Source organism: Acidimicrobiales bacterium (assembly GCA_035630295.1).
In the GTDB taxonomy this organism is placed as follows: Bacteria; Actinomycetota; Acidimicrobiia; order Acidimicrobiales; family Iamiaceae; genus Iamia.
The window spans coordinates 16,145-38,202 of sequence record DASQKY010000037.1; the positions used below are offsets into that span (position 1 = coordinate 16,145).

21 protein-coding genes and 2 tRNA genes are annotated in these 22,058 nt (G+C 73.8%); 8 read left to right on the forward strand and 15 right to left on the reverse strand.

Annotation, left to right across the window (positions count from 1 at the left end; genetic code table 11):
* Positions 1 to 16: 16 nt before the first annotated feature.
* The 5 genes from pknB to VEW93_09240 form a co-directional block, all read right to left on the reverse strand.
* Positions 17 to 1,720 (reverse strand): Stk1 family PASTA domain-containing Ser/Thr kinase, encoded by a 1,704-nt coding sequence (gene pknB / locus VEW93_09220; GenBank protein ID HYI61970.1) that lies wholly within the window; start codon positions 1,718 to 1,720, stop codon positions 17 to 19.
* Between the two features lie 189 nt (positions 1,721 to 1,909).
* A complete protein-coding gene (locus tag VEW93_09225) occupies positions 1,910 to 3,418 on the reverse strand; it encodes a penicillin-binding protein 2 (GenBank protein HYI61971.1) in 1,509 nt (502 codons plus the stop codon).
* Entirely contained in the window at positions 3,418 to 4,734 is a 1,317-nt protein-coding gene (locus tag VEW93_09230) for an FtsW/RodA/SpoVE family cell cycle protein (GenBank protein ID HYI61972.1), read from the reverse strand. Before VEW93_09230 ends, VEW93_09225 begins: the two co-directional genes overlap by 1 nt.
* Before the next feature lie 19 nt (positions 4,735 to 4,753).
* A complete protein-coding gene (locus VEW93_09235; protein HYI61973.1) occupies positions 4,754 to 6,319 on the reverse strand; it encodes a Stp1/IreP family PP2C-type Ser/Thr phosphatase in 1,566 nt (521 codons plus the stop codon).
* Positions 6,320 to 6,389: 70 nt separating this feature from the next.
* Positions 6,390 to 6,872, reverse strand: coding sequence for an FHA domain-containing protein (locus VEW93_09240; GenBank protein ID HYI61974.1), 483 nt, complete (start codon positions 6,870 to 6,872; stop codon positions 6,390 to 6,392).
* Between the two features lie 122 nt (positions 6,873 to 6,994).
* On the opposite strand from VEW93_09240, the gene VEW93_09245 reads away from it, so the two are divergent.
* From VEW93_09245 to VEW93_09260, 4 genes are all read left to right on the forward strand, one after another.
* Entirely contained in the window at positions 6,995 to 7,651 is a 657-nt protein-coding gene (locus tag VEW93_09245) for a DUF3662 and FHA domain-containing protein (protein ID HYI61975.1), read from the forward strand.
* A gap of 50 nt (positions 7,652 to 7,701) precedes the next feature.
* Positions 7,702 to 9,000 (forward strand): DUF418 domain-containing protein, encoded by a 1,299-nt coding sequence (locus tag VEW93_09250; protein HYI61976.1) that lies wholly within the window; start codon positions 7,702 to 7,704, stop codon positions 8,998 to 9,000.
* 17 nt (positions 9,001 to 9,017) lie between these two features.
* A tRNA-Leu gene (locus VEW93_09255) sits at positions 9,018 to 9,104 on the forward strand.
* 107 nt (positions 9,105 to 9,211) lie between these two features.
* Positions 9,212 to 10,054: a maleylpyruvate isomerase family mycothiol-dependent enzyme gene (locus tag VEW93_09260; GenBank protein ID HYI61977.1), complete on the forward strand. Its 843-nt coding sequence runs from the start codon at positions 9,212 to 9,214 to the stop codon at positions 10,052 to 10,054.
* 40 nt (positions 10,055 to 10,094) lie between these two features.
* Here VEW93_09260 and VEW93_09265 read toward each other — a convergent pair whose 3' ends face one another.
* A complete protein-coding gene (locus VEW93_09265; GenBank protein ID HYI61978.1) occupies positions 10,095 to 10,484 on the reverse strand; it encodes a hypothetical protein in 390 nt (129 codons plus the stop codon).
* Between the two features lie 225 nt (positions 10,485 to 10,709).
* Here VEW93_09265 and VEW93_09270 point away from each other — a divergent pair, with 225 nt between their 5' ends.
* Complete coding sequence (locus VEW93_09270) at positions 10,710 to 11,888, forward strand: hypothetical protein (protein HYI61979.1); 1,179 nt, start codon at positions 10,710 to 10,712, stop codon at positions 11,886 to 11,888.
* A 108-nt stretch (positions 11,889 to 11,996) separates the two neighbouring features.
* Positions 11,997 to 14,051, forward strand: coding sequence for a hypothetical protein (locus VEW93_09275; protein HYI61980.1), 2,055 nt, complete (start codon positions 11,997 to 11,999; stop codon positions 14,049 to 14,051).
* 136 nt (positions 14,052 to 14,187) lie between these two features.
* Here VEW93_09275 and VEW93_09280 read toward each other — a convergent pair whose 3' ends face one another.
* The 5 genes from VEW93_09280 to VEW93_09300 all read right to left on the reverse strand — a co-directional run bounded on the left by VEW93_09280 (position 14,188) and on the right by VEW93_09300 (position 16,687).
* Positions 14,188 to 14,595 (reverse strand): type II toxin-antitoxin system VapC family toxin, encoded by a 408-nt coding sequence (locus VEW93_09280; protein ID HYI61981.1) that lies wholly within the window; start codon positions 14,593 to 14,595, stop codon positions 14,188 to 14,190.
* Between the two features lie 2 nt (positions 14,596 to 14,597).
* A complete protein-coding gene (locus tag VEW93_09285; GenBank protein HYI61982.1) occupies positions 14,598 to 14,825 on the reverse strand; it encodes an AbrB/MazE/SpoVT family DNA-binding domain-containing protein in 228 nt (75 codons plus the stop codon).
* A 291-nt stretch (positions 14,826 to 15,116) separates the two neighbouring features.
* Positions 15,117 to 15,581, reverse strand: a complete 465-nt coding sequence (locus tag VEW93_09290) for a hypothetical protein (protein ID HYI61983.1) — start codon at positions 15,579 to 15,581, stop codon at positions 15,117 to 15,119.
* Between the two features lie 285 nt (positions 15,582 to 15,866).
* Positions 15,867 to 16,490 (reverse strand): hypothetical protein, encoded by a 624-nt coding sequence (locus VEW93_09295; protein HYI61984.1) that lies wholly within the window; start codon positions 16,488 to 16,490, stop codon positions 15,867 to 15,869.
* Positions 16,487 to 16,687 carry a helix-turn-helix transcriptional regulator gene (locus VEW93_09300; protein ID HYI61985.1) on the reverse strand — a complete coding sequence of 67 codons (201 nt, stop codon included), beginning with the start codon at positions 16,685 to 16,687 and terminating at the stop codon, positions 16,487 to 16,489. The genes VEW93_09295 and VEW93_09300 overlap by 4 nt, the downstream gene beginning before the upstream one ends.
* Positions 16,688 to 16,832: 145 nt before the next feature.
* Here VEW93_09300 and VEW93_09305 point away from each other — a divergent pair, with 145 nt between their 5' ends.
* Positions 16,833 to 18,506, forward strand: coding sequence for a DNA methyltransferase (locus VEW93_09305; GenBank protein ID HYI61986.1), 1,674 nt, complete (start codon positions 16,833 to 16,835; stop codon positions 18,504 to 18,506).
* Between the two features lie 240 nt (positions 18,507 to 18,746).
* Here the strand turns inward: VEW93_09305 and VEW93_09310 are convergent.
* The 4 genes from VEW93_09310 to VEW93_09325 form a co-directional block, all read right to left on the reverse strand.
* Positions 18,747 to 18,819, reverse strand: a tRNA-Glu gene (locus VEW93_09310).
* Positions 18,820 to 18,870: 51 nt separating this feature from the next.
* Complete coding sequence (locus VEW93_09315; protein ID HYI61987.1) at positions 18,871 to 19,401, reverse strand: DUF2017 family protein; 531 nt, start codon at positions 19,399 to 19,401, stop codon at positions 18,871 to 18,873.
* Positions 19,398 to 19,697: an ATP-dependent Clp protease adapter ClpS gene (gene clpS / locus VEW93_09320; protein ID HYI61988.1), complete on the reverse strand. Its 300-nt coding sequence runs from the start codon at positions 19,695 to 19,697 to the stop codon at positions 19,398 to 19,400. The genes VEW93_09315 and clpS overlap by 4 nt, the downstream gene beginning before the upstream one ends.
* Before the next feature lie 64 nt (positions 19,698 to 19,761).
* Entirely contained in the window at positions 19,762 to 20,727 is a 966-nt protein-coding gene (locus VEW93_09325; protein ID HYI61989.1) for a COX15/CtaA family protein, read from the reverse strand.
* Between the two features lie 119 nt (positions 20,728 to 20,846).
* On the opposite strand from VEW93_09325, the gene VEW93_09330 reads away from it, so the two are divergent.
* Positions 20,847 to 21,905 (forward strand): heme o synthase, encoded by a 1,059-nt coding sequence (locus VEW93_09330; protein HYI61990.1) that lies wholly within the window; start codon positions 20,847 to 20,849, stop codon positions 21,903 to 21,905.
* The last annotated feature ends 153 nt before the right edge of the window (positions 21,906 to 22,058 follow it).

Consider the following 22,058-nt stretch of genomic DNA (forward strand, 5'->3'; position numbering starts at 1 on the left):
GTGGCCGGGCGCCGGGTCAGCCGCCCGCCGGCGCCGTGCTGGTGGTGGAGGAGCTGCTGCTGCTGCTGCTCGAGCTGCTGCTGGAGCTGCTGCTGGAGCTGCTGGAGGTCTCGGGGGTGGTGCTGGCCGTGGTGCTGCTGCTGCTGGGTGGCGGGTCGGTCTCGGGCGGGGGCTCGGTCTGGGTGGTCGGGGGGGGTCCCATGGACACGATGAGCTGGATGGTGGTGGTCACCTCGACCTCGATGCCGGCCTCGGGCGACTGGGCGATGACGTTGCCCCGGGGCACGATCTCGTCCTCCTGGTAGGTGATGTCCACGTCGGTGAACCCCTGCTCGGCCAGCGTGGCCTGGGCCAGGGCCAGGACCTGGCCCTCGACGGCGGGTACGGCCGCCACCTCGGCTGCGGGGGCCCCGCTGGAGAGGATCAGGGCCACGACGGTGCCCTCGTCGTGGGTCGAGCCCCCCGGCGGGTCCTGGGCGATGACGCCGTCGACGGGGACGGTGGTGCTGGGCTGGCGGGGCCGGGTCAGGTCGACCTCGAAGCCGGCCTCCTCCAGGGCCTCCCGAGCGCCGGCCAGCGGCTGGCCCACCACGTCGGGCACCTCGACGCCGGAGTCCTCGCCGATGCCGAGGGTGGAGGCGAGGGCGAAGAGCAGGGCGCCCAGCGCGGCCAGCACGAGCAGGAGCAGGAGGACGTACCAGCCCGTGCGCGAGCGGCGGGCCTGCCCGTAGGTCGCGCCGGAGGTCGGCTCCTCGGCGTCGGGGCCCACCGGCGGGGGCACCACCGCGGTGGCGCCGGTGGCGGCCACGCCGGCGGCCACCACCCCGGCCGCCGCGCCGCCGGCCGCCGCGGCCACCACCGCCCCCTGCGAGGCCCGGACCGGTTGGCCGTCGGTGAAGCGCCGGAGGTCGGCCCGCAGGGCGTCGGCGTCGGGGTAGCGCTCGGCCGGGTCCTTGGCCAGGAGCTTGAGGGTGATGGCCTCGTAGTCCTCGGGGACGTCGGGGTGGGCGTCCCGGAGCGGCGCCGGCGCCTCCTGGACGTGCTTGTAGGCCACGGCGATGGGGCTGTCCGCGGTGAACGGCGGCTTCCCGTGGGCCATCTCGTAGAGGACGATGCCGAGGGAGTAGAGGTCGCTGCGCTGGTCGACGTTGTGGCCCTGGGCCTGCTCGGGGGAGAAGTAGGTGGCCGTGCCCATGACCGAGCCGGTCTGGGTCAGGTTGTCCTCGGCCGAGGCGGTCATGGCCCGGGCGATGCCGAAGTCGGCCACCTTCACGTGGCCGCCGTTGGTGATCATGATGTTGCCGGGCTTGATGTCGCGGTGGACGACGCCGTTGCGGTGGGCGAAGCCCAGGGCCGCGGCCACATCGGCGGCGATGCCGGCCGCCGTCTTGGCCGGCGGCGTGCCCTGGGTGCGGAGGATCTCCGACAGGCTGCGCCCGTCGATGAACTCCATGACGATGTAGTAGGTGCCGGCCTCCTGGCCCCAGTCGTAGACGCCGACGATGTTGGGGTGGTTCAGGTTGGCGGCGGCCTGCGCCTCCCGGCGGAAGCGGGCCACGAAGGCGGGGTCGCCGGCGAACTCGGGGAACAGGACCTTGACCGCCACCGGCCGGGCCAGGAGCAGGTCCTGGGCCAGGAAGACGTCGGCCATGCCACCGCGGGCGATGCGGCGCTGGACCTCGTAGCGGCCGTTGTAGGTGGGGTGGTCGTCGTCACTCATCGGTGGCTCGGCCTGGGGGGGCGGGTCGTTGGCCCGGTGGGGGTGGCGGGGTGGCGACGGGGTGGCGGGGGTGCGGCGCGGGGAGGCGGGCCCGGGGCGCGCCGAGCCAGACTACGGGGCGGGCCCCCGCTCCCCCGAGAGGGGGCCGGGGAGGCCCCCCCGGCCGGCGGCGGCCCGGAGGCACGGCCGTCACCCGCCGCCCCCGGGGGCCCGGCTGGCCAGGACCGCTTCCATCACGGCCCGGGCGATGGGGGCGGCCACCGTCCCGCCGGTCTGCTCGCTGGCGCCCTCCTGGCCCTCCACCAGGACGGCGACAGCGACGGTGGCGGGCTGGCCGGGGGGACCGGCGAAGCCGATGATCCAGGCGTGGGAGCGGGGCGGGTCGGTGCCCAGCTGTGCGGTGCCGGTCTTGCCCCCGACGTCCATGCCCGGGATCTGGAGCCCGGTGGCGGTGCCCCCGGGGCCGGCCACCTCCATCATCCCCCGGCGCATCACGTCGGCCGTCTGGGGGTTGATGGCCCGGCGCCACTCCCGCTCCTCGAAGGTGTCGACCGCCTCGCCCTCCTCGTCCACCACCCGGGCCATCACGTGGGGGACCATCACCGAGCCGCCGTTGGCGATGCCGGCGGCCACCAGGGCCATCTGCAGGGGGGTGGCGCTGACGTCGCCCTGGCCGATGGCGGCCCGGGCCACGGGCCCGTTGCCCTCGTCGTCGGAGAAGTCGGTGGGGAAGATCGAGGCCTCGGCGCCGGGCAGGTCGATGGGGGGCGCCGAGTTGAAGCCGAAGGCCTCCGCCCCCGCGGCCTGGGCCGGGCCGCCCAGGTCGGCTCCCATCTGGGCGAAGCCGGTGTTGCACGACACCCGGAGCAGGTCGAACAGGGCGCCGCCGCAGCTCCCGCCGCCGAAGTTGCGCAGGCCCCGCTCGGTGAAGTCGATGTCGAACTCGGTCAGCACCGGGTAGGCGGGGGCGGCCTCGGTGACGGCGCCCCGCTCGACGGCGGTGGATCCGGTGACGACCTTGAAGGTGGAGCCCGGGAAGAAGATGTCGCGGTAGGCCCGCATGCGCAGGGGGGCGCCGTCGGCCGCGTCGAGGAGGGTCTTGACCTCGAGGTCCCGGGCCGTGCTGGTGGACAGGGGAGCGGGATCGAAGCTGGGGAAGCTCCACATGGCGTCGATGGCCCCGGTCCGGGGGTCGAGGGCCACCACCGAGCCCCGCCGCTGGCCCAGCATGTCCCGGGCGATGCGCTGCACGTCGGCCCGCAGGGTGAGCTGCACGTTGCCCACGTTCTCCCGGTCCACGAACAGGTCCGACAGCCGACCGAGGGACAGGTCCGGGGTGTTGCCGGTGAGCTCGTCGCCGTACTGCCGCTCGACGCCGGTGGTGCCCGCCTGGCGGCTGAAGTAGCCGGTGATGGGCCCGAACAGCTCGCCCTCGGGGTACTCGCGGCGGTACTTGGCGTCGGTGCGCTCCTCCACCGAGCGGGCCAGGAGCACGCCGTCGGCGGTGGTGATGGTGCCCCGGGGCCGGGCGAAGAGGCGCTGGGTGGGCCGGGCGTTGTCGGGCCGCTCGTTCAGCCGCTCGGCCCCGAACATCTGCAGGTAGTTGAGCTGGGCGAACAGCACGGCGAAGCACACGGCCAGGGCCAGGCCCAGGCGCCGGATCTGCCGGTCCATCCCCCCGGCGGTGCGGTCGGCCATCAGGCCCCCACCTCCACCGTGGGCCGGGTGGCCCGGCGCAGGCGGCGCTGGTTGGCGTCGTCGCTCAGGCGGACCAGCAGGGCCAGCAGCACGTAGTTGGCCAGCAGGGACGACCCGCCGTAGGAGATGAAGGGCAGGGCCACGCCGGTGAGGGGCAGCACCCGGGTGACGCCGGCCAGGATGATGAAGGCCTGCACCCCGATCAGGGTGGTGAGCCCGGTGGCCAGCAGCTTCTCGAACGAGCCCTCGGTCTGGGTGGCGATGCGCAGCCCCGTCCCGATGAGCAGGAGGAAGGCCACCAGCACCGCGGTGCTGCCCAGCAGGCCCAGCTCCTGGCCGATGATGGCGAAGATGAAGTCGTTCTCGGCCGCCGGCACGTCACCCACGCCCAGGCCGATGCCGGTGCCGGCGATGCCCCCGTCGGCCAGGGCGTAGTTGCCCTGGAGGATCTGGTAGCCGCCGGGCCCCCGGGGGTTGGCCCACGGGTTCAGCCACGAGTCGACCCGGTTCTGCACGTGGCCGAAGGCCTGCCAGGACACCAGGGCGGCGGCGAAGAACAGCCCGAAGCCCACCAGCAGGTAGCCGACCCGGCCGGTCGAGACCCACAGCAGGACGATGAACAGGGTGAAGAACAGCAGGGCGGTGCCCAGGTCGGTCTCGAAGGTGATGACGACCACGGCCACCCCCCAGGCGGCCAGGACCGGGCCCAGGTGCTTGGGGTCGGGCAGGAAGGGCCGGCGCCGGGGCCACGAGGCCAGGGCCAGGAGCTCGCGCTTCTCCACCAGGTAGGCGGCGAAGAACACGGCGAGGAGCAGCTTGGCCACCTCGCCGGGTTGGAAGTTGGCCGGCCCCAGGCCGATCCAGATGCGGGCCCCGCCCGAGGAGTAGCCGAGCACGGGGACGAGGGGGAGGAGGATCAGGCCCACCGCCCCGAACAGGGCCATGTAGCGGTAGCGCTCCAGGTCGCGGGGGCGGCGGACGAGCACCAGGGTGGCCACGAAGACGGCGATGCCGACCGCCGTCCACAGCGACTGCTGGGCCGCCAGGTCGTCGCGCAGGCGGGCGATGAAGACGTAGCCGATGCCGTTGAGCAGCATGGCCAGGGGCAGGAGGGTGCCGTCGGCCCCGGGGGCTAGCTTGCGGATGGCCAGGTGGGCCACGGCGAACAACCCGAGCACCAGGCCCAGGAACGGGCCGATGTCGGCCGGCAGCGAAGCGGTGGTGCCCAGGCTGGCCAGGGCGTAGGCGCCGCCGATGATGGCGGCCCCCATGAGGAGCAGGGTGAGCTCGGCGTTGCGCCGGAGCCGTTCGATCACCAGGTCGTCCGTCCGGCGGTCACCCGCCGCCGCCGGTGGCCGAGGTGGTCCCTGCGGTGGCGTCGGGGCTCTGGGGCACGGGGCTGGCCGCCGGGTCGGTGGTCGTGGTGCCGTCCCGTTCCGTGGTGGTGCGCTCGGTGGTGGTCGTCGTGGGCTCGTCCTTCTCGTCCTGGGCCTGGCGGGCCCGGGACGCCCACGTGTTGACCAGGGAGCGGGCGTCGGCCAGGGAGTCCAGCTCGGGGGTGCGGGCCAGCTCGGCCCGGTCGGCGGCGGTCAGGTCGGCCACCGGGGTGGGCGCCACCTCCTCCTCCGTGGGGTCGAACACGATGCCGCCTCCCGGCTTGCCCTGGTAGATCACGACCCGTTGGCCGTCGGCCCGGACGAACCACCCGTCGGAGTCCAGGTAGCGGAGGCCGAAGAAGGCCCCGGCGGCCAGCAGGGCCAGGACGATCACGGCCACCAGGGCCGTCATGGCCCGGTGTCGTCCACCGACCTGGTCCATGTCCCCGTAGATGTCGTCGGTGGGGCGCCCGAAGGGCAGGTCCCCGGCTGCGGCGGCCTCCGGGTCGTCCTCCATGGGGAGGGCCGAGGCCCCGGCCACGACGGGCTGCTCGCCCGCCGGGTCGGGCTCGCCCGGGCCGGGCCCCTCGGGCACCGGAGCCGGCGGCGGCGGGGCGGGCGTGCCGGCCGGGGGGGTGGTGTCGTCGGCCTGGTCCACGACCACCGCCGGCATCTCGGTGGTGACCGGCAGCCCGCCGTCGGTGGCCGCCGGCTCGTCCGCGGGCCGGCCCTCGGGGACGGCTCCGGCGGCCCCGGCCCCGGCCCCGGCTCCGGCCGCGGCCCGCTCGGCCCGGCCGTCGTCGTCGACGACGTCGACCACCACGCAGGTGATGTTGTCCCGCCCGCCGCCGGCGTTGGCCCGCCGGACCAGCTCGGCGGCCGCCTCGTCCGGGTCGTCGATGGCGCCCAGCACCTCGACCATGGCGTCGGCGTCGACCTCGTTGAACAGGCCGTCGCTGCACAGCAGGTAGCGGTCGCCGGCGAACGGCTCGACGCCTCTCCAGTCGACCTCGACCTCGGCGTCGATGCCCAGGGCCCGGGTCAGGATGTTGCGCTGCGGGTGGACGGCGGCCTCCTCGGCGCTGAGCTGCCCGCCCCGGCGCAGGTCCTCCACCAGGCTGTGGTCCTGGCTGAGCTGCACCAGCTGCCCGTCGCGCAGGACGTAGACCCGGGAGTCGCCGACGTTGACCCAGGTCAGCTCCTCGGCCTCGGAGCCCTGCTCGACCAGGGCGATGGCCACCAGCGTGGTGCCCATGCCCCGCAGCTCGGGGGCCTGGTTGGCGTGGGCGAAGATGCGCCGGTTCGCCTCCTTCACCGCTTCGACCAGCGACGCCGCGGTGGGGGCGGTCACGACGTCCTCCAGCGTCTCCACGGCGATGGCCGAGGCCACCTCGCCCCCCTGGTGGCCGCCCATGCCGTCGGCCACCGCGAACAGGGACACCTCGTCGGCGATGAGCTTGGAGTCCTGGTTGTTGGATCGCAGCTGCCCGACGTGGCTGGCCGAGCCGGCCCGGAAGCGGGTCATCGGGGCCCCGCCGGGGACGGGGCCCGGGCGGGACGGGCCCGTCCCCCGGGAGCGGTGGGCGGGGAGGCGGTCATCCGAGCTCCATGACGGTGTTGCCGATCTGGACGAGGTCACCGCGCCGGACGGCGGTGGCCGCGGCCACCTTGGCGTGGTTGACGTAGGTGCCGTTGGTCGAGCCCAGGTCCTCGACCCAGGTCTGGCCGTCACGGGAGAAGATGCGGGCGTGGATCTGCGAGGCGAAGGTGTCCTCGGGGATGGCCACGTGGCAGCCGGCAGCCCGGCCCAGGGTCATCTCCGGGGCCAGCGGCCAGGTGCGGCCCCGCTGGTCGGCCGGCTCGACCACGGTGAGCTGGGTCGCCCCCTTGCGGCCCAGGCGCTTGGCCGGCGCCGCCGGCGGGCCGCCGGCCGGGACCGCCGGCCCCCCGGCCCCGGCCCGCTCCAGGCCCCGGGGCGGGTTGACCTCGGCCCACACGGCCCGCAGGACGCGGAAGAAGAAGAGGTACAGCAGCGCCAGGAGGCCGAACTTCATGATGGTGAGGAGCTGCTCGGACATGTCGCGGGGAGATTACCGGCCGCCCTCCACCCCGGAGCGCCGAGCCCCGGGGCCCCCACCCCGGGCCCCCGGCCGGGGCGCGGCCCCGGGATCGGGCCAGGGGCCCCGGTAGTCTCCGCCCCGTGGGTCTCAAGGGCTTCGAGCGGCGCCTGGAGCAGGCGGTGGAGGGGACGTTCTCCTTCGTGTTCAAGTCCGGGCTCCGCCCCATCGAGATCGGGCGGCGCCTCACCCGGGAGATGGACATCAACCGCTCCATCGATGTGCGGGGGCGGCCGGTGGTGCCCAACTCGTTCGCGGTGATGATCAGCGCCGAGGACCACGCCTCCTTCGCCGAGATCGCCGACAGCCTCACCCGGGAGCTGGCCGACGCCGCCCGCGACCACGCCCGGGCCGAGGGCTACTCGTTCCTCGGCCCGGTGAGCGTCACCCTCGAGGTGGCCGACATCCGCACCGGCACGTGCCGGGTCGAGGCCCACCTGCGGGAGGGGGCCGGGGGTTCGGGCGCCGGGTCGCTCCTCCTCCCCACCGGCGACCGGATCCCCCTGGGCGAGGAGGTGGTCACCATCGGCCGCCGGGCCGACTCGACCATCGTGCTCTCGGACCCCAACGTGAGCCGGAACCACGCCGAGATCCGCCCCGCCGGCACCGGCTGGGTGCTGGTCGACCTGGGTTCCACCAACGGGTCGCAGGTCAACGGCGTCCGGGTGTCGATCCAGCCCCTCGACGACGGGGCCGAGATCAGCTTCGGCAACACCCGCATCTGGTTCCAGGCCAGCTGAGCCGGCCCCCTGAGGCACCCGGGTCGGGGTCGGTCGTGGAGGATGGGTCGGTGCAGCCGTGGGCCCCCCCGTCAGCTCCCGGCGCCGGTCCGCCGGCGGCGCCGGTGGGCGAGGGGGAGCGGTGGGTGGTGGTCGACGCGCTGCGGGCCGTGGCCCTGCTGGGCATCGTGGTCGTCAACGTGGCCGCCTACCGGACGGGGGTGGGGCCCAACCTGGCTGCCGCCGGCGGGCCCATCGGCGGGGACGTCGAGCCTCTCACCGTCGGGCTGTCGGCCCTGGCCGAAGGGCGGTTCTACCCCCTGTTCTCCTTCCTGTTCGGGTGGGGCTTCGCCGTGCAGGACGCCCGCAGCCGGGCCCGGGGGCGCTCTGTGGCCGGGCCGTGGCTCCGGCGCTGCGGGGTGCTGCTCGCCTTCGGGGTGGCCCACGGGGTGCTGCTGTTCCGGGGCGACATCCTGACCACCTACGCCGTGCTGGGGTTGGCCCTCCTGCTGGTGCGTCGGATCCCGACCGGGTGGTTGGTGGCGGTGGGCGCGGTCCTGGTGGCGGGGCAGGCGCTGTTCGCCGCCGGCCTGGACGGCCTGGCCACCTTGCTGGTGCGCGAGACGGCGGAGGGGGAGGCGGACCTCCGGGCCGAGGTGGCGGTCGACTGGGCCGCCACTGCGGCTCGCTATCGGTCGGGGTCGTTCGGGGCCGTGGCCCGCCACCGGGCCGGCGAGCTGGCCGTGGACCTGCCTCTGGGGCTGCTGTCGGTGGGGGGGACGGTGTTGGGGATGATGGTCCTCGGCGTGGCCGCGGCCCGGGCCGGCTGGGTCGATCCCCGGCGCTGGCCCCGGTGGTTGCGGTCCGGGGCCGTGCCGTTGTGGCTGGGGGGCCTGGCCCTGTCGGTGCCGGCGGCGTGGGCGCTGGGCCAGGGCGCGGTGGTGGCCGACAGCGCCCCGCAGGCCGCGGCCAGCCGGCTGGCCTACGCCCTGCTGGGCCCGGCCGTGGCCCTGTTGTGGGCCGCGGTGGTCGTCCTCGCCGCCGGGACGGGTGTCGGCCGCCGGGCCCGGGACCTGCTGGCCCCCGCCGGGCGCATGTCGCTCACCTTGTACCTGGCCCAGTCGCTGGTGGCCTCGCTGCTGTTCACGGGCTACGGCCTGGGCCTCGGTGCCGAGGTGGGCATCGGGGCGGCGGTGGCGATCATGGTGGGGGTGTGGGCCCTGCAGGTGGTGGCGGCTCACCTGTGGTTCCGGGCCTTCACCACGGGGCCGCTGGAGGCCCTGGCCCGGGCGGGGACCTACCTCCGGTGGCCCCGGCTGCGGCGGCGGGGGGCCCCTTCTCCCTTGGCACCCTCGGACCCCCCCGGCTAGGTTCGGGCACTCCACTCGGGCGAGTGGCGGAATTGGCAGACGCGCTGGATTCAGGTTCCAGTGGGTGAAAACCCGTGGGGGTTCAAGTCCCCCCTCGCCCACCACTTCGGAGCGGTCGTCAGGGGCCTCGACCGGGCCCGGCGGGGCTGGCGGTCTCCCGTCGAGTCCCGCCCGTCGGACCCTCGGGGTGCCGCGGAGGTACGGTCCGGGGATGTTGCTGACGCCTCGGTACGACGGTCCGGCGGTGCTGCGGTTCACGGGGCCCATCGGGGACCCGGCCGGGCCGGTGCTGCGACAGCGGCGGCGGCTGGGGGAGACCCTGGGGCGCCTGGACGAGGGGCAGTGGGCGGCCCCCAGCCGGTGCGACGGGTGGACGGTGCGCGACGTCGTGGCCCACCTGGTGGGCACCGACCAGTTCTGGGTCATCTCGGCCGCCTCCGGCCTGGGCGGCGAGCCCACCCGGTTCCTGGCCTCCTTCGACCCGGTGGCCACCCCGCCGGCGCTGGTCGACGGCATGGGCGACCCAGGTCCCGCCGAGGTGCTGGCCTCCTACCTGGAGGGTGTCGAGGCCCTGGCCGCCACCCTCTCCGGCCTCGACGAGCAGCAGTGGTCGCTCCCGGCCGAGGCGCCGCCGGGCCACGTGCCCCTCCACGCCCTGGCCAGCCACGCCCTGTGGGACGCCTGGATCCACGAGCGCGACATCGTGCTGCCCCTCGGCCTGACCCCGGTCGAGGCGCCCGACGAGGTCCGGGCCTGCCTCCGCTATGCCGCCGCCCTCGGGCCCGCCTTCCTGGCCACCCGGGGCTCCGAGCGGACCGGCACCCTGCTGGTCGAGGGCACGGACCCGGCCCTCCGGGTCGTGGTCCGGGCCGGCGCCACCGTCACCGTCGGGGATGAGGAAGCGCCCTCCGACGCCGTGCGCCTGGCCGGGCCCAGCGTCGAGCTGGTCGAGGCCCTCAGCCTCCGGCGGCCGCTGCCCCAGGACGTCCCCGAGGACGACCGGTGGCTGCTCGACGGCCTGGCCACGGTGTTCGACGTGGTCGCCCCCGGCTGACGACCTCGGGGCCGGGGCGCGGCCGCGGTTGATCCCTCGCCTAGCTCGATCGGGCCCGGAGGACGAGGCCGAACACGGCACCGAAGCACAGGTGGTCGGCCCACTGGGGACCGGCGGGCAGGGCGGCCACGGCCGGCCAACGACGCCCCAGCACGCCGAGGTCGAGGGCGGCGATGGCCGCCCCCGCCGCTGCTCCGGCCAGGGGCCCGACCGGGCGCCGCCGGGCCAGGGCTCCGAGCGCCAGGCTCCACCCGGCCGAGACGGCGCCGTGGGCCACAGCCCCGGCGACCAGGCCCGGCCGGTGACGGCGGCCCGGCAGCAGGGTCCCGGCGGCGCGGGCCGCCGCCAGGGGGTCGGACCCCTCGGCGAGCGCCCACGCCGTCGACGGTGCGCCGCTCACCACGGAGGCGACGAGCCCGGCTCGGGCCACGTCGCCCCAGCTCGGTCGGCAGCGTGGTCGGCCCATGGCCCCACCTTCGCAGGCCCCGGACGGAGCGCACCCGTTCCTCCGCCCGGGTGGGAGCGCGACGGTTCCACCGCGCCGAGCAGGACATCAGCCCTTTGTCACGAAAAGTGGTGATAACACCACGGAGAGGGTTACTCCCTCGTTCCGGTGGGCAGTCCTCCCTGGCCGCGGCGAGCGGTGGAGACCACGATGAGACAGCGACCAGCACCCGACCGGGCCACCGCCCCCCCCGCCACCGTGGGGACGGGCCGCGCCCGGCGGCTGCTGCGGGACCTGCTCCTGGTGCTGGCCCTGGGCCTGGCTGCAGCCCTGCTCCGCTCCGCCTCCGCCGGCGCCGCTCCCGGAGGTGACCTGCTCCCGCCGGTCCCGTCTCCCCGGGCCGGGGCTGATGCTCCCCACCTCGGTCCGGCGTCGCACGTGGTGGCCGGGGCGACCGCCGCCGTGCGCCCCACGACCGACCGGCCCGGCACCGACCGCCAGGGCGCCGGAAGCCTGGCCGTCCCGGTCGCTCGGTCGGCCGGCGCTCGCTCGCTGCCGGCGTCCGGACCGTCGCCCCGCCCCCTCGTCGCTCCCGCTCCGGCCTTCACCCTCGACCTGGCGCCGGCGGCCCCCTCCGGCCCCGCTCCGGCATCCACCCTCGCCCCGGCGGCCCCGTCGATCCCGCACCCGGCGGCCCTCCCGGCCTTGGCGCCAGTCGCATCCGGCACCGGCGCCGGCGAGCGCCCCTCCTTCCGAGAGGCCCTCGTCCCGACCGGGGAGCCGGTGCCGGTGGTGGCCGATGTGGTCACCGACGTGCGGGCCCTCGGTGATCGGGTGCTCGGGCCGGTGCTCGAGCCGATCCGGCCCGTGCTGGCCCCCGTCGCGGCGGCGGGGCGGGCCGCGCTCGACCCGGTCCTGTCGCCGGTCCTGGAGCTCGCCGGCCCGCTCGGGGCCGCTCTCCCGGCGGCCAACCCCGTGTCGTCGGTGGCGGCCTCCTCCGGTGGTCCCGCCGGGGCGGCCCCTGGGGCCGGCCTGCCAGACCTGCTGCCGGCCCTCGGCGCCGGGGTCTCCGGGGCGCCGACCGCGCTGACTGCGGAGCTGGGCCCCGATCCGTCCCCTGTCCGGCGCACGGCGGTCGGCGAGACGGTTCCGGCCCCGCATCGCGGCGGCGTGGCCGCGGGGCCGGCCGGGGCGATCCCCGAGCTGGTGCCGGTGCCTCCCGCGCCGGCCCCGGCCGGTGCCCTCCCGGCCGTCCCCGGGCCCGGCGCCCCTCTCGGCGTCCTCACCCTGCTCGAGAGCCCGGCCGCTGCCGCTGCCGGGCTCGTCCCCGCGTCGTCGCCCGACGCGAACAGTGCCACCTGTCGCCGACCCGGGTACTCGCCCGACTGACGGACTCCTCCGGCCGACCTCTGGTCGGCCCACGTACCCGGCACCGGCCATCCGGTCGGGCCCCCTACGACGAGGAGAACTCAGATGCGAACTGCACTACGCGTCGCCTTGCGCGTCGCACTGCTGGCCATGGGACTGCTGTTCCTGTGGTCGAAGGCGGCATCAGCCGCCGACCCCCCACCCCCGACCCCCCTCTCGGACCTCTCGGCCCCCATCGAGCAGGTCGTGGGCCAGTTGCCCGCCCTGACCGACGCCGGTGACGCCGGCCTGCCGACCGGGGTGGACACCGATGTCACCGTGGACACGTGCGGCACCGGCGTGACCGTGCTGGGCCCGGGGGGCGAGGACTGCACCTCGCCGCCCGCCCCGGCCCCGGCTCCGGCCGAGGACCCCGAGGCCCCGGCCTCGGACATCGACGTGGAGGCGCCGGTCAGCCTGTGCGGCAGCGGCGTGACCCTGGCCGGCGACACCTCGACCACCTGTGAGGCCTCGGCGGAGACGGGCGACGCCTCCACCGGTGACGGCCACGGCGCCCCCCTGGACGGCGACGTCGAGGCCCCGGTCAACCTGTGCGGCCTCAACGCCACCGCCCTGGGCACCAACAGCACCGAGTGCTCGTCGACGTCCCTGGACGTCGACGAGCCGGCTGACGGGTCGACCTCCGGCACCGCCACCGACGGCGACGTCGAGGCCCCGGTCAGCGCCTGTGGCGTCGGCCTCACGGTGCTGGGCGAGAGCTCGACGGACTGCCAGCCCACCACGACCACGGGCGCCGACGACGGCGATCCCGCCTCGACCGACGCCGTCGGTGGTGGCGGCGTCGAAGCGCCGGTCGACGTGTGCGGTGTGGGCCTCGCCGTGCTGGGCGAGAGCTCCACGGGCTGCGTGGGCACCACCGCCACCGGCGACGACTCCGGCACGGCCGGGGCCCAGACCGTGGGCGGCGGCGACGTGGAGGCCCCCGTCAACGTGTGCGGCGTCGGGGGCTCGGTCCTCGGCGACTCCACCACGACCTGCCACCCGGCGGTGGCCACCGGCGACGACGGTGGCGACGGCACGACCGGCGACGGGACCGGCCTGGGCGGGACCGACAGCGATGTCGAAGCGCCCATCTCCGTCTGCGGAGTCGGGGGCGCCGTCCTCGGCGACTCGACCACCGCCTGCGGGCCCGTGGCCGGCACCGGCGACGACCCCTCGGGCGCCCCTGCCGGCGCCACCGGGCCCCTGGGTGACCTGGACGTCGAGGCCCCGGTCTCGGTGTGCGGGGTGACCGGCTCGGTGCTGGGCGACACCGCCACCACGTGCGGGAGCTCGATCGGCTCCGGCGACGACGGGTCCGGCGCGGCCGCCCCCACCGCGGGCGGGACCGTCGAGGCTCCCGTCAACGTGTGCGGTGTCAGCGGTACCGTCCTCGGTGACTCGGCCACTGCCTGCGGGCCCACCGTCGGCACCGGTGACGGCACCGGCTCCGGGGGCAGCGGCCCGCTGGGCGGCCTGGACGTCGAGGCCCCGGTCTCGGTGTGCGGGGTCACCGGCTCGGTGATGGGTGACACCACCACCACGTGCGCGGGTTCGGCCGAGGCCACCGCCGGCGGGTCCAGCGATGGCGAGCAGCCCGTCGGGCCCAGCGTCGCGGTCCCCGTCGACGTGTGTGGCGTCGGCGGGACCGTGCTGGGCAGCTCCAGCACCACCTGCGCCGGCGGCCCCGGCACCCGCCGCCAGAGCGACGAGGACGTGGAGATCACCATCGACGTCTGCGGCGTCGGCCTCTCGGTCCTCGGGGACGGCAGCACCACCTGCGGGGCCGACCCGGGCGACCCGACCGACCCCGTCGATCCCATCGATCCGATCGATCCCGTCGACCCGACGGACCCGGGTGATCCCACCGACCCCGTGGACCCGGCGGACCCCGGGGACCCGGCGGACCCCACCTCCGTGCTCCCCCAGGGGCCGGTCGAGCGACCGGTCGAGCAGCCGGTCGAGCAGCCCGGCACCGAGGTCTCCCCGACCCCGGTGTTGGAGCGGATCCCCACCGGCGCCGACGTCGGCGCTGAGGGGCCGCTGGCCAGCACCGGGTTCGATGGTCGCCTGGTCGGCCTCGGCCTCTTGCTCCTCCTCCTCGGCTGGGCCCTCACCCGGGCCCGGCGCCTGGCCCTCGGCTGAGGCCCGGCGTGGACGCGGCTGTGCCGCGGGTCGCCTCCGGGCGCCCCGCGGCACAGCCGCGCCGGAGGGACACTGGTCCCCTGATGACCGCTTCTTTCGAACCCCGTGATCGCGGCGTCTCGCCTCGCTGGCGGGCTCAACGAGGAGCGATGACGGGGACCGCAGGAAAGTAGGTGTGGTAGCGGGCCACATCCCTGGTGAGCAGGGCGAGCCCATCGACAGCCGCGTGCGCACCGATGAAGAAGTCGGGCAGCGGTGAGGACCGGGCGCCGCCTTTGCGCCGATACGAGACGAACACCTTGCCGGCGAGGAACGCTGCCGCCCAGGGGATGGCAACCCGGTTGAAGTCCTGTCGAGGAAGTGCCGCTTCGAGATCCTCGACGCGGGAGAAGCGGATCGAGACCTCCGCATAGATCACCGGGTTGATGATCAGCGGGCCGCCTTCCGCAGCATGGGCCAGCGCTTCGATCGACCAGTCGAGCCATCGCGGGTCCTCGGTGAGCACATCGAGGAGTACGTTGCTGTCGACCAGGGTTGCCGCCATCTTCAGTCGCCGCGGGTGAGCGCCATGATCTCGTCCGTACCCAGGTGTACGTCACCGCGTCCGCGCAGGCGCTCCGCGACCCGTCGTCCCCGCGTGGGATCACCGTTGCGCTTGCGCACGACGATCGTGTCCCCCTCACGTTCGAACTCCACATCGGAGCCGGCTCCGATGCCCATGGCGTCGCGCAGATCCTTGGGAATCGTCACCTGTCCCTTCTCAGTCACCTTCATGGTAGGAATCCTACCAGTAAGAGTAAGAACGTCGCGGACATCGGCGGCCCGGATGCGGACGACTCAGGAACCACGACGGGATTCGCACCCGCTCCCACGATGAAGGGCATAGCCCCGGCCCCGACCACTTGGCCCGGCGGGAGCGTGTGAGTCGGCCGGGCGAGACGACCGGGCCTTACCCACTCGCGACGGTCGGGCCCGGGGCCGGAGTGGGCAGGAGGCCCGACGCCACGGCGAGGTCGATAGCCGACTGGCCCGGCGTGTCGTTCAGGGCTCTGAGGTGCTGATCGTCTACCACTCGCACACCTTCGATCGAGTGCGACGAGCCGGTAACGCTGCCATCGCACCAGACCGAGACTGTCGAGGGGGGCCGGTCTGCGTGGGCACGAACCGCAGCCGCCCACCGCCCATCTGATTGATGTTCCCTTCGGCCCGCGACTCCGACTCGTACACGAAGTGCAGGTCGGGGAACGTGAACGAGCTGGCCGTGGTCGAGAACGCGCCGTCGAACACCCCGGTCTCCGGGTCGTAGTTCTGGCCCCCGTATCTGACGCTGGGACCGTCGGGGACGAAGTGGACGATCCCGACCCTGAGCGGCCGGCCGTCCTCGCCGCGGACCACGTTCACCCACGTGCCGTCGACCCATTCGTTCCCGCCGAGCAGACGCCGGACCCGCGCCCGTCGGATCGTCCGATCGGCCAGGTGGTTGGAGATCAGGCCTGCGGCCGCCACGATGCCGATGCGGGGCGCCAGCACGAGCCACCCGTTCCAATTTGACGCCGGCCAGGGCGCCAGTGGCCACCACCCGAGGGCGACCCCCATCGAGACGATGATCCTGTGCAGGTTCCCGAGCGACACCTGGCTCCCCCATCGTGACGGACGACGACACAGGGGTACGTGTCCCGAGCTGAGCACCCCTGATTACCGCTCTTTCGAACTCCCTGACCAGAGAGTTGCTGGTGAGGCTGGTATGTCAGGTTGGGCGGAGGGTGTGAAGGAGTCCGGCCATCGATGGAGACGGCAAGCCGACCGATCGCGATGCTACGACGGGTCGTCGTCGAGCTGTTCTGCCTCTGCCAGGCCAGCTTCGACCTCTTCCGGCAAGGGCAAGTCGGGGTCCGGCCACACCTGGGTCCCGTGCTTCTGAATGTGGCCCAGGGGGATCTTGGGGTTGTTGAGGTGGTCGGGTGCGCTGCCTTCTGAACGGGCTGCAGCCTGGCCAAGCAGCCGCTGCTCCCAGCGGGAGAAGTACAACTCCAGCGCCGCTGGCGTGATCTCGTAGATGGCTTCGGGGGACGACTGGTCGAAAACGGCCACAATCCAGAGGTGGACCTGTCGATAGCGCGCGATGTTGGCCAGGGTCAGGGTGTGCTCGGTCGTCACTGCCAGGCTGGTCTTGCGTTCGCCCCGGGCGTTGACGCGAGCGACCGTCTTCATCTCGTAGCGCCGCCCTTGGGCGTCGATGGCGTCGTCGCCTTCCCGGTCGAGCTTGGTCAGGTCGAACAGCGTGAGCATCAGCAACTCCTTGAAGCCGCCGTCGTCGAAGACGTTGTGAATTCCGCGGTCAGAGGCGTGATGTTGGAGTTCCACGCCCAGGTCCACCAGATGACCCACGTCGCCGGTCGGGATGAGGCGCCGCGAGGACAGTTCCTGCGCGGGGGTCACGGCGCAGCCTCGAATAGCGCCGCTACAGGCACGTCCAGGGCCGACGCAACCGCCAGGATGTTGTCGAGGCCGACGTTTCGCTCGCCGCGTTCCAGGCCCGACAGATAGGTGCGGTGGATTCCGGACCGCTCGGCGAGGGCCTCCTGTGACAGTCCGGCCCGCACACGGAGAGCCCGGACTCGCTGCCCGAAGGCCACGCGACCAGGATGACCCGACTTGTCGTACCCCTCCGTCATGATGGAGCCGAACGGTAGGGTTCTGTCGACTATGGGGCTACAGCCTATGAGTAACATCCCCGCGGTGAGCGAGGAGCTAGTGGTCGGCCGAAGCGACCCTGTGTACATGGCCCACGGCTACCTGACGAAGGTGCCGGTGCCGGCGATTCTGCCGTTCATCGAGGCCTTCTGTCCGGAGGGCGGAACCGTTGTCGACCCGTTTGCGGGCTCTGGCATGACGGGGGTGGCCGCGGCCATGATGGGCCGGCGAGCCAGGCTGTTCGACATCAGCGTCCTGGGCCAGCACATCGGCAGCAACTACGTGAACCTGGTCGACGCTGACCAGCTTCGGAAGGTGGCATCCGAGGTCGTCGCCGCGGCTGAGACCCCGCTTGGGGGCTCTTACAGCGTGGCCTGCGAGCATTGTGGCCAGGTGGCTCGGCTCGTCAAGGCCGTCTGGAGCATCGAGGTGGCCTGCGGTGGATGCACGGCGCCGGTCAACTATTACGAGGCGCTGGAAGCCGCCGCCTGGTCCAAGCCGAACATGATCTGCCCGCAGTGCTCGGAGGCGGTCAGCGCACGACTCCCCCATGTCGGCGAGCGGGCGGTCCTCGACCACATCGTCTGCGGCTGTACTCCCAAACAGCGGGAGCAACCACCGTCGCCGCTCCCCATGGGCCACCTCAACGAAGTGCTCGCGGAGGCTCCTAATGTCGAGATCACGCCAGATCGGCAGATGTACCAAGCGCAATCACTTGGCAAGTCCGGCCGGACCACGATCGCCTCGTTCTACTCGGCTCGGAATCTCGCCGTTCTGACCGAGTTGCGCCGTCAGATCGGACTGGTTCCTGATGAACGTCTGCGCTCGAAGCTGCTGTTCGCGTTCACGGCCAGCTTGACCCGCGCCTCCAAGCGGTACCAGTGGTCCCGACAGCGGCCATTGAACGCCGCCAATGCCAACTACTACGTAGCTCCGGTCTTCTACGAGTGGAACGTCTACGACCTGTTTCTTCGCAAGGTCGAAGCGGCGATTCGGTCGGATGACTTCGTCCGTCGGCCGGTACTGAACCGTGGAGATCACGACGGAGAATGGCCCAACGTGCGCTACGAGGTGTTGAGCGCCGAGGCGCTTCCGCTCCCTGACGCTAGCGTTGACTACGTCTTCACCGACCCACCATTCGGCTCCAACCTGTTCTACGCCGATATGGCGTTGTTCCAGGAGGCCTGGCTCGACGGCTTCACCGACGTTACCCGGGAGGCCGTCGTTCGTCGGGGCGGCGACCGACGAGCATCGACCGAGCGGTACGCACGGATCCTCACGCAGGCCCTCAGAGAGTGCAGGCGGGTCCTCCGACCAGGTGGACGCGTCAGCATGGTGTTCGGAAACTCATCCGGGGCAGTGTGGTCACTCGTCCAGCAAGCCATCCGCGAAGCCGAGTTGACGATCGAACCCGACGAGCTCGTGGTGCTCAACAAGGGCCAACGTTCGGTGAAGGGCCTCGCCTCCGGCTTCGAGCACGTCGCGACGCTCGACCTCATCTTGACGATGCGCGCCAGCAGACAACAGGCAGACGTGGCGCTGCAGCCGTTCCCGGCGAGCTTGGTACGTTCGATTGTCCAGCGGACTCTCCATCTTGGCGGGCAGAGCCCCAGTCATCTCTATCTTGAGCTGCTGAGAACCGGCTTCCGTGAAGGCTTCGATCTCAGCAACCTCGATCTCAAGGCCGTCACGGCGGATTTACTGGCTGACGGCTGGGCACTGGACTCAAGGACTGGGCACCTACTCCGCACGGCTGCCTGAGGGCCTGTGAGACGAGGACGGCTCAAACGGCGGCGTAGAGCTTCGGTGCCCGCCCTCGTGGGCACGATCGTCACCGACCTCCTTGACAGTGCCGGCGTCGAGGCGCTTCAGCATCTACCGGACCAGCGCAGGAGGCACGCACGTCCTATCATATGGATGGCGAGCCCGGTAGCGAGACGGGTCCAGAACAACGAAGGCCCAGGCGGCGAAAACTCAGCTGAACTGGGCCTTCGCTTGCAGCACCCCCGACGGGATTCGAACCCGCGTTGCCGGCTTGAAAGGCCGGTGTCCTGGGCCGCTGGACGACGGGGGCCCGACCGCCCGGGGGCGGTGCGGGGACCGTAGCGGTCCCGGGGCCCAGCGGTCAGGCAGGATCGCCCAGGGCGTCGACGGCGTCGGACACCATCAGGCCGAGGTGCTGGTAGACGGCCCAGGCCTGGAGTGCTCTCCGGCCCGCCTCGGCCACCGCGTCGTCGTCGCTCTCGGCCGCGGCCAGGGCCGCCTCCAGCTCGGCCTGTTCCTGTTCCGGGTCGCTGGTCACCTGCAGGCGTTCGGCCAGCACCAGGCGTAGGGCGTTCACCCCCTGCATCCAGGCCACCAGCTCGTCCTCGTTGAGCACCGTGCCCGGCGGCTGGTCCAGGGCGGCCAGGGCGACCCGGCGGGCGTCGCGGAGGCGGCCGCCCTGCTCGATCTGCCAGGCCGCCTCGGCCAGCACGTCCTCGGTGTGGGCCGGGGGGAAGAGGCGGCGCAGGCCGGGATCGGCCGACGGGTCGTCGAGCAGCGGGTCGAGCTGGCCGGCCAGGTCGGCGATCAGGTCCACGGCGTCGTCGTCCAGGTTCAGCACGAACCGGCCCTTCCGCTTCCGCTCCACCAGCCGGCGGCGCCGGAGCCTCACGTGGACTGCTCCATGGTCGCCCACAGGCCGTGCTCGTGGAGCCGGAACACGTCGAGCTCCGCCTTGTCCCGGGACCCGCTGCTGACCACCGCCTTGCCCTCGGTGTGGACCTGGAGCATGAGGTGGTCGGCCTTGGCCTTGGAGTAGCCGAACAGCTTGCGGAACACCCAGGCCACGTAGGACATGAGGTTCACCGGGTCGTCCCACACGATGACCTGCCACGGTCGAGCCGGGTCGGCGGCGTCGTCGACGACGGGATCGTGCACCTCGAGGGGGGCCACCTCGGTCGTCGACATGGCTCGATCCTCCCAGGCGCGCCCCCGGTCACGCTACGGCGGCGCTGGGCGCCGGCTCGGCCCGCTACGCCGGGGCCCGGGACGTGGTGGCCTCGCGGGCGCCGCCGCCGGGCTCCACGGCGGCCCGGGGCAGGGGAGCGGCCAGCGCCAGCAGGAGGCGCAGAGCCGCGGCCCACACCAGCATCGAGCCCAGGACGTGCAGGCCCACCAGCAGCTCGGGCACCCCGGTGGCGTACTGGAGGTAGCCGAGGGCGCCCTGCAGGACCACGGCGGTGAGCAGGGCGGTGGCGCGCTCCAGGGCCACGCCGCCCGGCGCCTCGCGCCGCAGGCGCACCCCCAGCGCCACCAGCGTGGCCAGCAGCACCCAGGTCAGCCCGCTGTGCACCTGGGCCACCCGGGTGATGGAGAGCGAGAGGCGCTCGGCCTCGGCGTCGCCGGCGTGGGGTCCCGACCCGGTGACCAGGGTGCCGGCCAGCAGGACGGCGGCGGCCAGGGCCACCACGGCCCGGGCCAGGCGCACGGCGGGGGGCGAGGCCGGGGCGGGCCCGGCGGCGGCCCGGCCGCCGGGGCCGTCGGGCAGCCCGGCCCGGTGGTGCAGGATCACGGCGTCGGCCACCAGGACGGCGGACAGCACGAAGTGGCCCTGCACGGCGACGGGGTGGACGTGGACCACGACCACCAGGGCGCCCAGGAGGATCTGGCCGATCACGCCGGCTACCAGGCCCCACGACAGCAGGGTCAGGTCGCGGCGCCGGGGCACCCGGCGGAGGGCGCCCAGCACGGCCAGGGCCACGGCCACCGAGACTGCCCCGGTCACCAGGCGGTTGCCGAACTCGATCCACGGGTTGAGGCCCGACTCGGCCCGGGGCACGAAGTCGCCCGGCTCGCACCCGGGCCACGTCGAGCAGCCCAGGCCCGACTCGGTGAGGCGGACCGCCGCCCCCGTGACCACGATGAACACCAGCGACCACAGGGCAGCGAGGGTGAGGCGCCGGTAGGCGGAGGGGGAGACGGCCCGGGCCCGGTCCATGACGGCCACGGTCCGAGGGTACGGCCTCGGCCCCGCCCGGTCCCCACGGGGAGGCTCGACGGGATGAGATCGCCGCTCCCCTTTGGCCCCCTCCGCAGGGCGGCCGTAGTGTCGCCGCCGTGACCCCGCCGACCCCCGGTGCTGCGACCGTGACCCCGGCCCCCGGCCGGCCGGTCGTGCGCCCCCGGCGGCCCGTGTCGCAGGTCCTGGCCGGCCACGGCCACGGCCCGACCAGGGGCCGGGGCGCCATCGCCGCGCCCCCGGTGGAGGCCGTGGACGCCCTCGACGGGGCCGCCACCGTCGCTCCCCCCCGCTCCCGGCTGGCGGCGTACGTCGCCCTGACCAAGCCCCGCATCATCGAGCTGCTGCTGGTCACCACCGTCCCCACCCAGGTGGTGGCGGCCCGGGGCCTGCCCTCGGGGTGGCTGGTGCTGTGGACGGTGCTGGGCGGCACCTTCGCCGCGGGGGGGGCCAACGCCATCAACATGGTGGTGGACCGCGACATCGACCGGCTGATGAAGCGGACCCGCAACCGGCCGCTGGTCACCGGTGAGCTGACGCCCCGCGCCGCCCTGGCCTTCGCCCTGGGGCTGGAGGTGGCGGCCTTCGCCCTGCTGTGGGGGGCGGTCAACCTGCTCTCGGCCGTCCTGGCCGTGTCGGCCACCCTGTTCTACGTCTTCGTCTACACGATGTGGCTGAAGCGCACCTCGAAGCAGAACATCGTCATCGGCGGGGCGGCGGGGGCGGCTCCGGTGCTCATCGGCTGGTCGTCGGTGACCGGATCGCTGGCCTGGGCGCCGGTGGTCCTGTTCGCGGTGATCTTCGTGTGGACCCCGCCCCACTTCTGGGCCCTGGCCGTGCGCTACCGCGAGGACTACGCCGCCGCCGAGGTGCCCATGTACCCGGTGGTGGCCACCCTGCGGGCCACCACGGTGCGCATCGTGGCCTACACCGCGGTGATGTGGGCCCTGACCCTGGCCTTCGGCGTGGTGGCCGACATGGGGGCCCTCTACGGCGCCGCCGCCCTGGTGCTGGGCGGGGCCTACCTGGCCCTGACGCTCGACCTGCTGCGCCGGCCCGAGGCCGACCGGGCCATGCGCCTGTTCCACTGGTCGATCACCTACGTGACCCTCCTGTTCGGGGCCATGGCCCTCGACCAGCTCCTGGCCGCGCCATGACGGCGGGGTCGGTGCTGCCGACGCCGCCGGGGCGGTGGGCGGGCTCGTCGGAGGCCGGGCCGGGCGGGGCGGCGCGGGGTCCCGCGGACCCCCTCGCACCCCAGCCCACGAGGGATTCGGGGGCCCTGAGAGGCCCTGTGTATTGTCCCGAGC

Bases quoted from the DNA above. Each gene is read 5' to 3' on its own strand.
- pknB (HYI61970.1), bottom strand. From the start codon at position 1,720: ATGAGTGACGACGACCACCCCACCTACAACGGCCGCTACGAGGTCCAG.
- VEW93_09225 (HYI61971.1), bottom strand. From the start codon at position 3,418: ATGGCCGACCGCACCGCCGGGGGGATGGACCGGCAGATCCGGCGCCTG.
- VEW93_09235 (HYI61973.1), bottom strand. From the start codon at position 6,319: ATGACCCGCTTCCGGGCCGGCTCGGCCAGCCACGTCGGGCAGCTGCGA.
- VEW93_09240 (HYI61974.1), bottom strand. From the start codon at position 6,872: ATGTCCGAGCAGCTCCTCACCATCATGAAGTTCGGCCTCCTGGCGCTG.
- VEW93_09260 (HYI61977.1), top strand. From the start codon at position 9,212: ATGTTGCTGACGCCTCGGTACGACGGTCCGGCGGTGCTGCGGTTCACG.
- VEW93_09270 (HYI61979.1), top strand. From the start codon at position 10,710: ATGAGACAGCGACCAGCACCCGACCGGGCCACCGCCCCCCCCGCCACC.
- VEW93_09280 (HYI61981.1), bottom strand. From the start codon at position 14,595: ATGGCGGCAACCCTGGTCGACAGCAACGTACTCCTCGATGTGCTCACC.
- VEW93_09285 (HYI61982.1), bottom strand. From the start codon at position 14,825: ATGAAGGTGACTGAGAAGGGACAGGTGACGATTCCCAAGGATCTGCGC.
- VEW93_09305 (HYI61986.1), top strand. From the start codon at position 16,833: ATGGCCCACGGCTACCTGACGAAGGTGCCGGTGCCGGCGATTCTGCCG.
- clpS (HYI61988.1), bottom strand. From the start codon at position 19,697: ATGTCGACGACCGAGGTGGCCCCCCTCGAGGTGCACGATCCCGTCGTC.
- VEW93_09325 (HYI61989.1), bottom strand. From the start codon at position 20,727: ATGGACCGGGCCCGGGCCGTCTCCCCCTCCGCCTACCGGCGCCTCACC.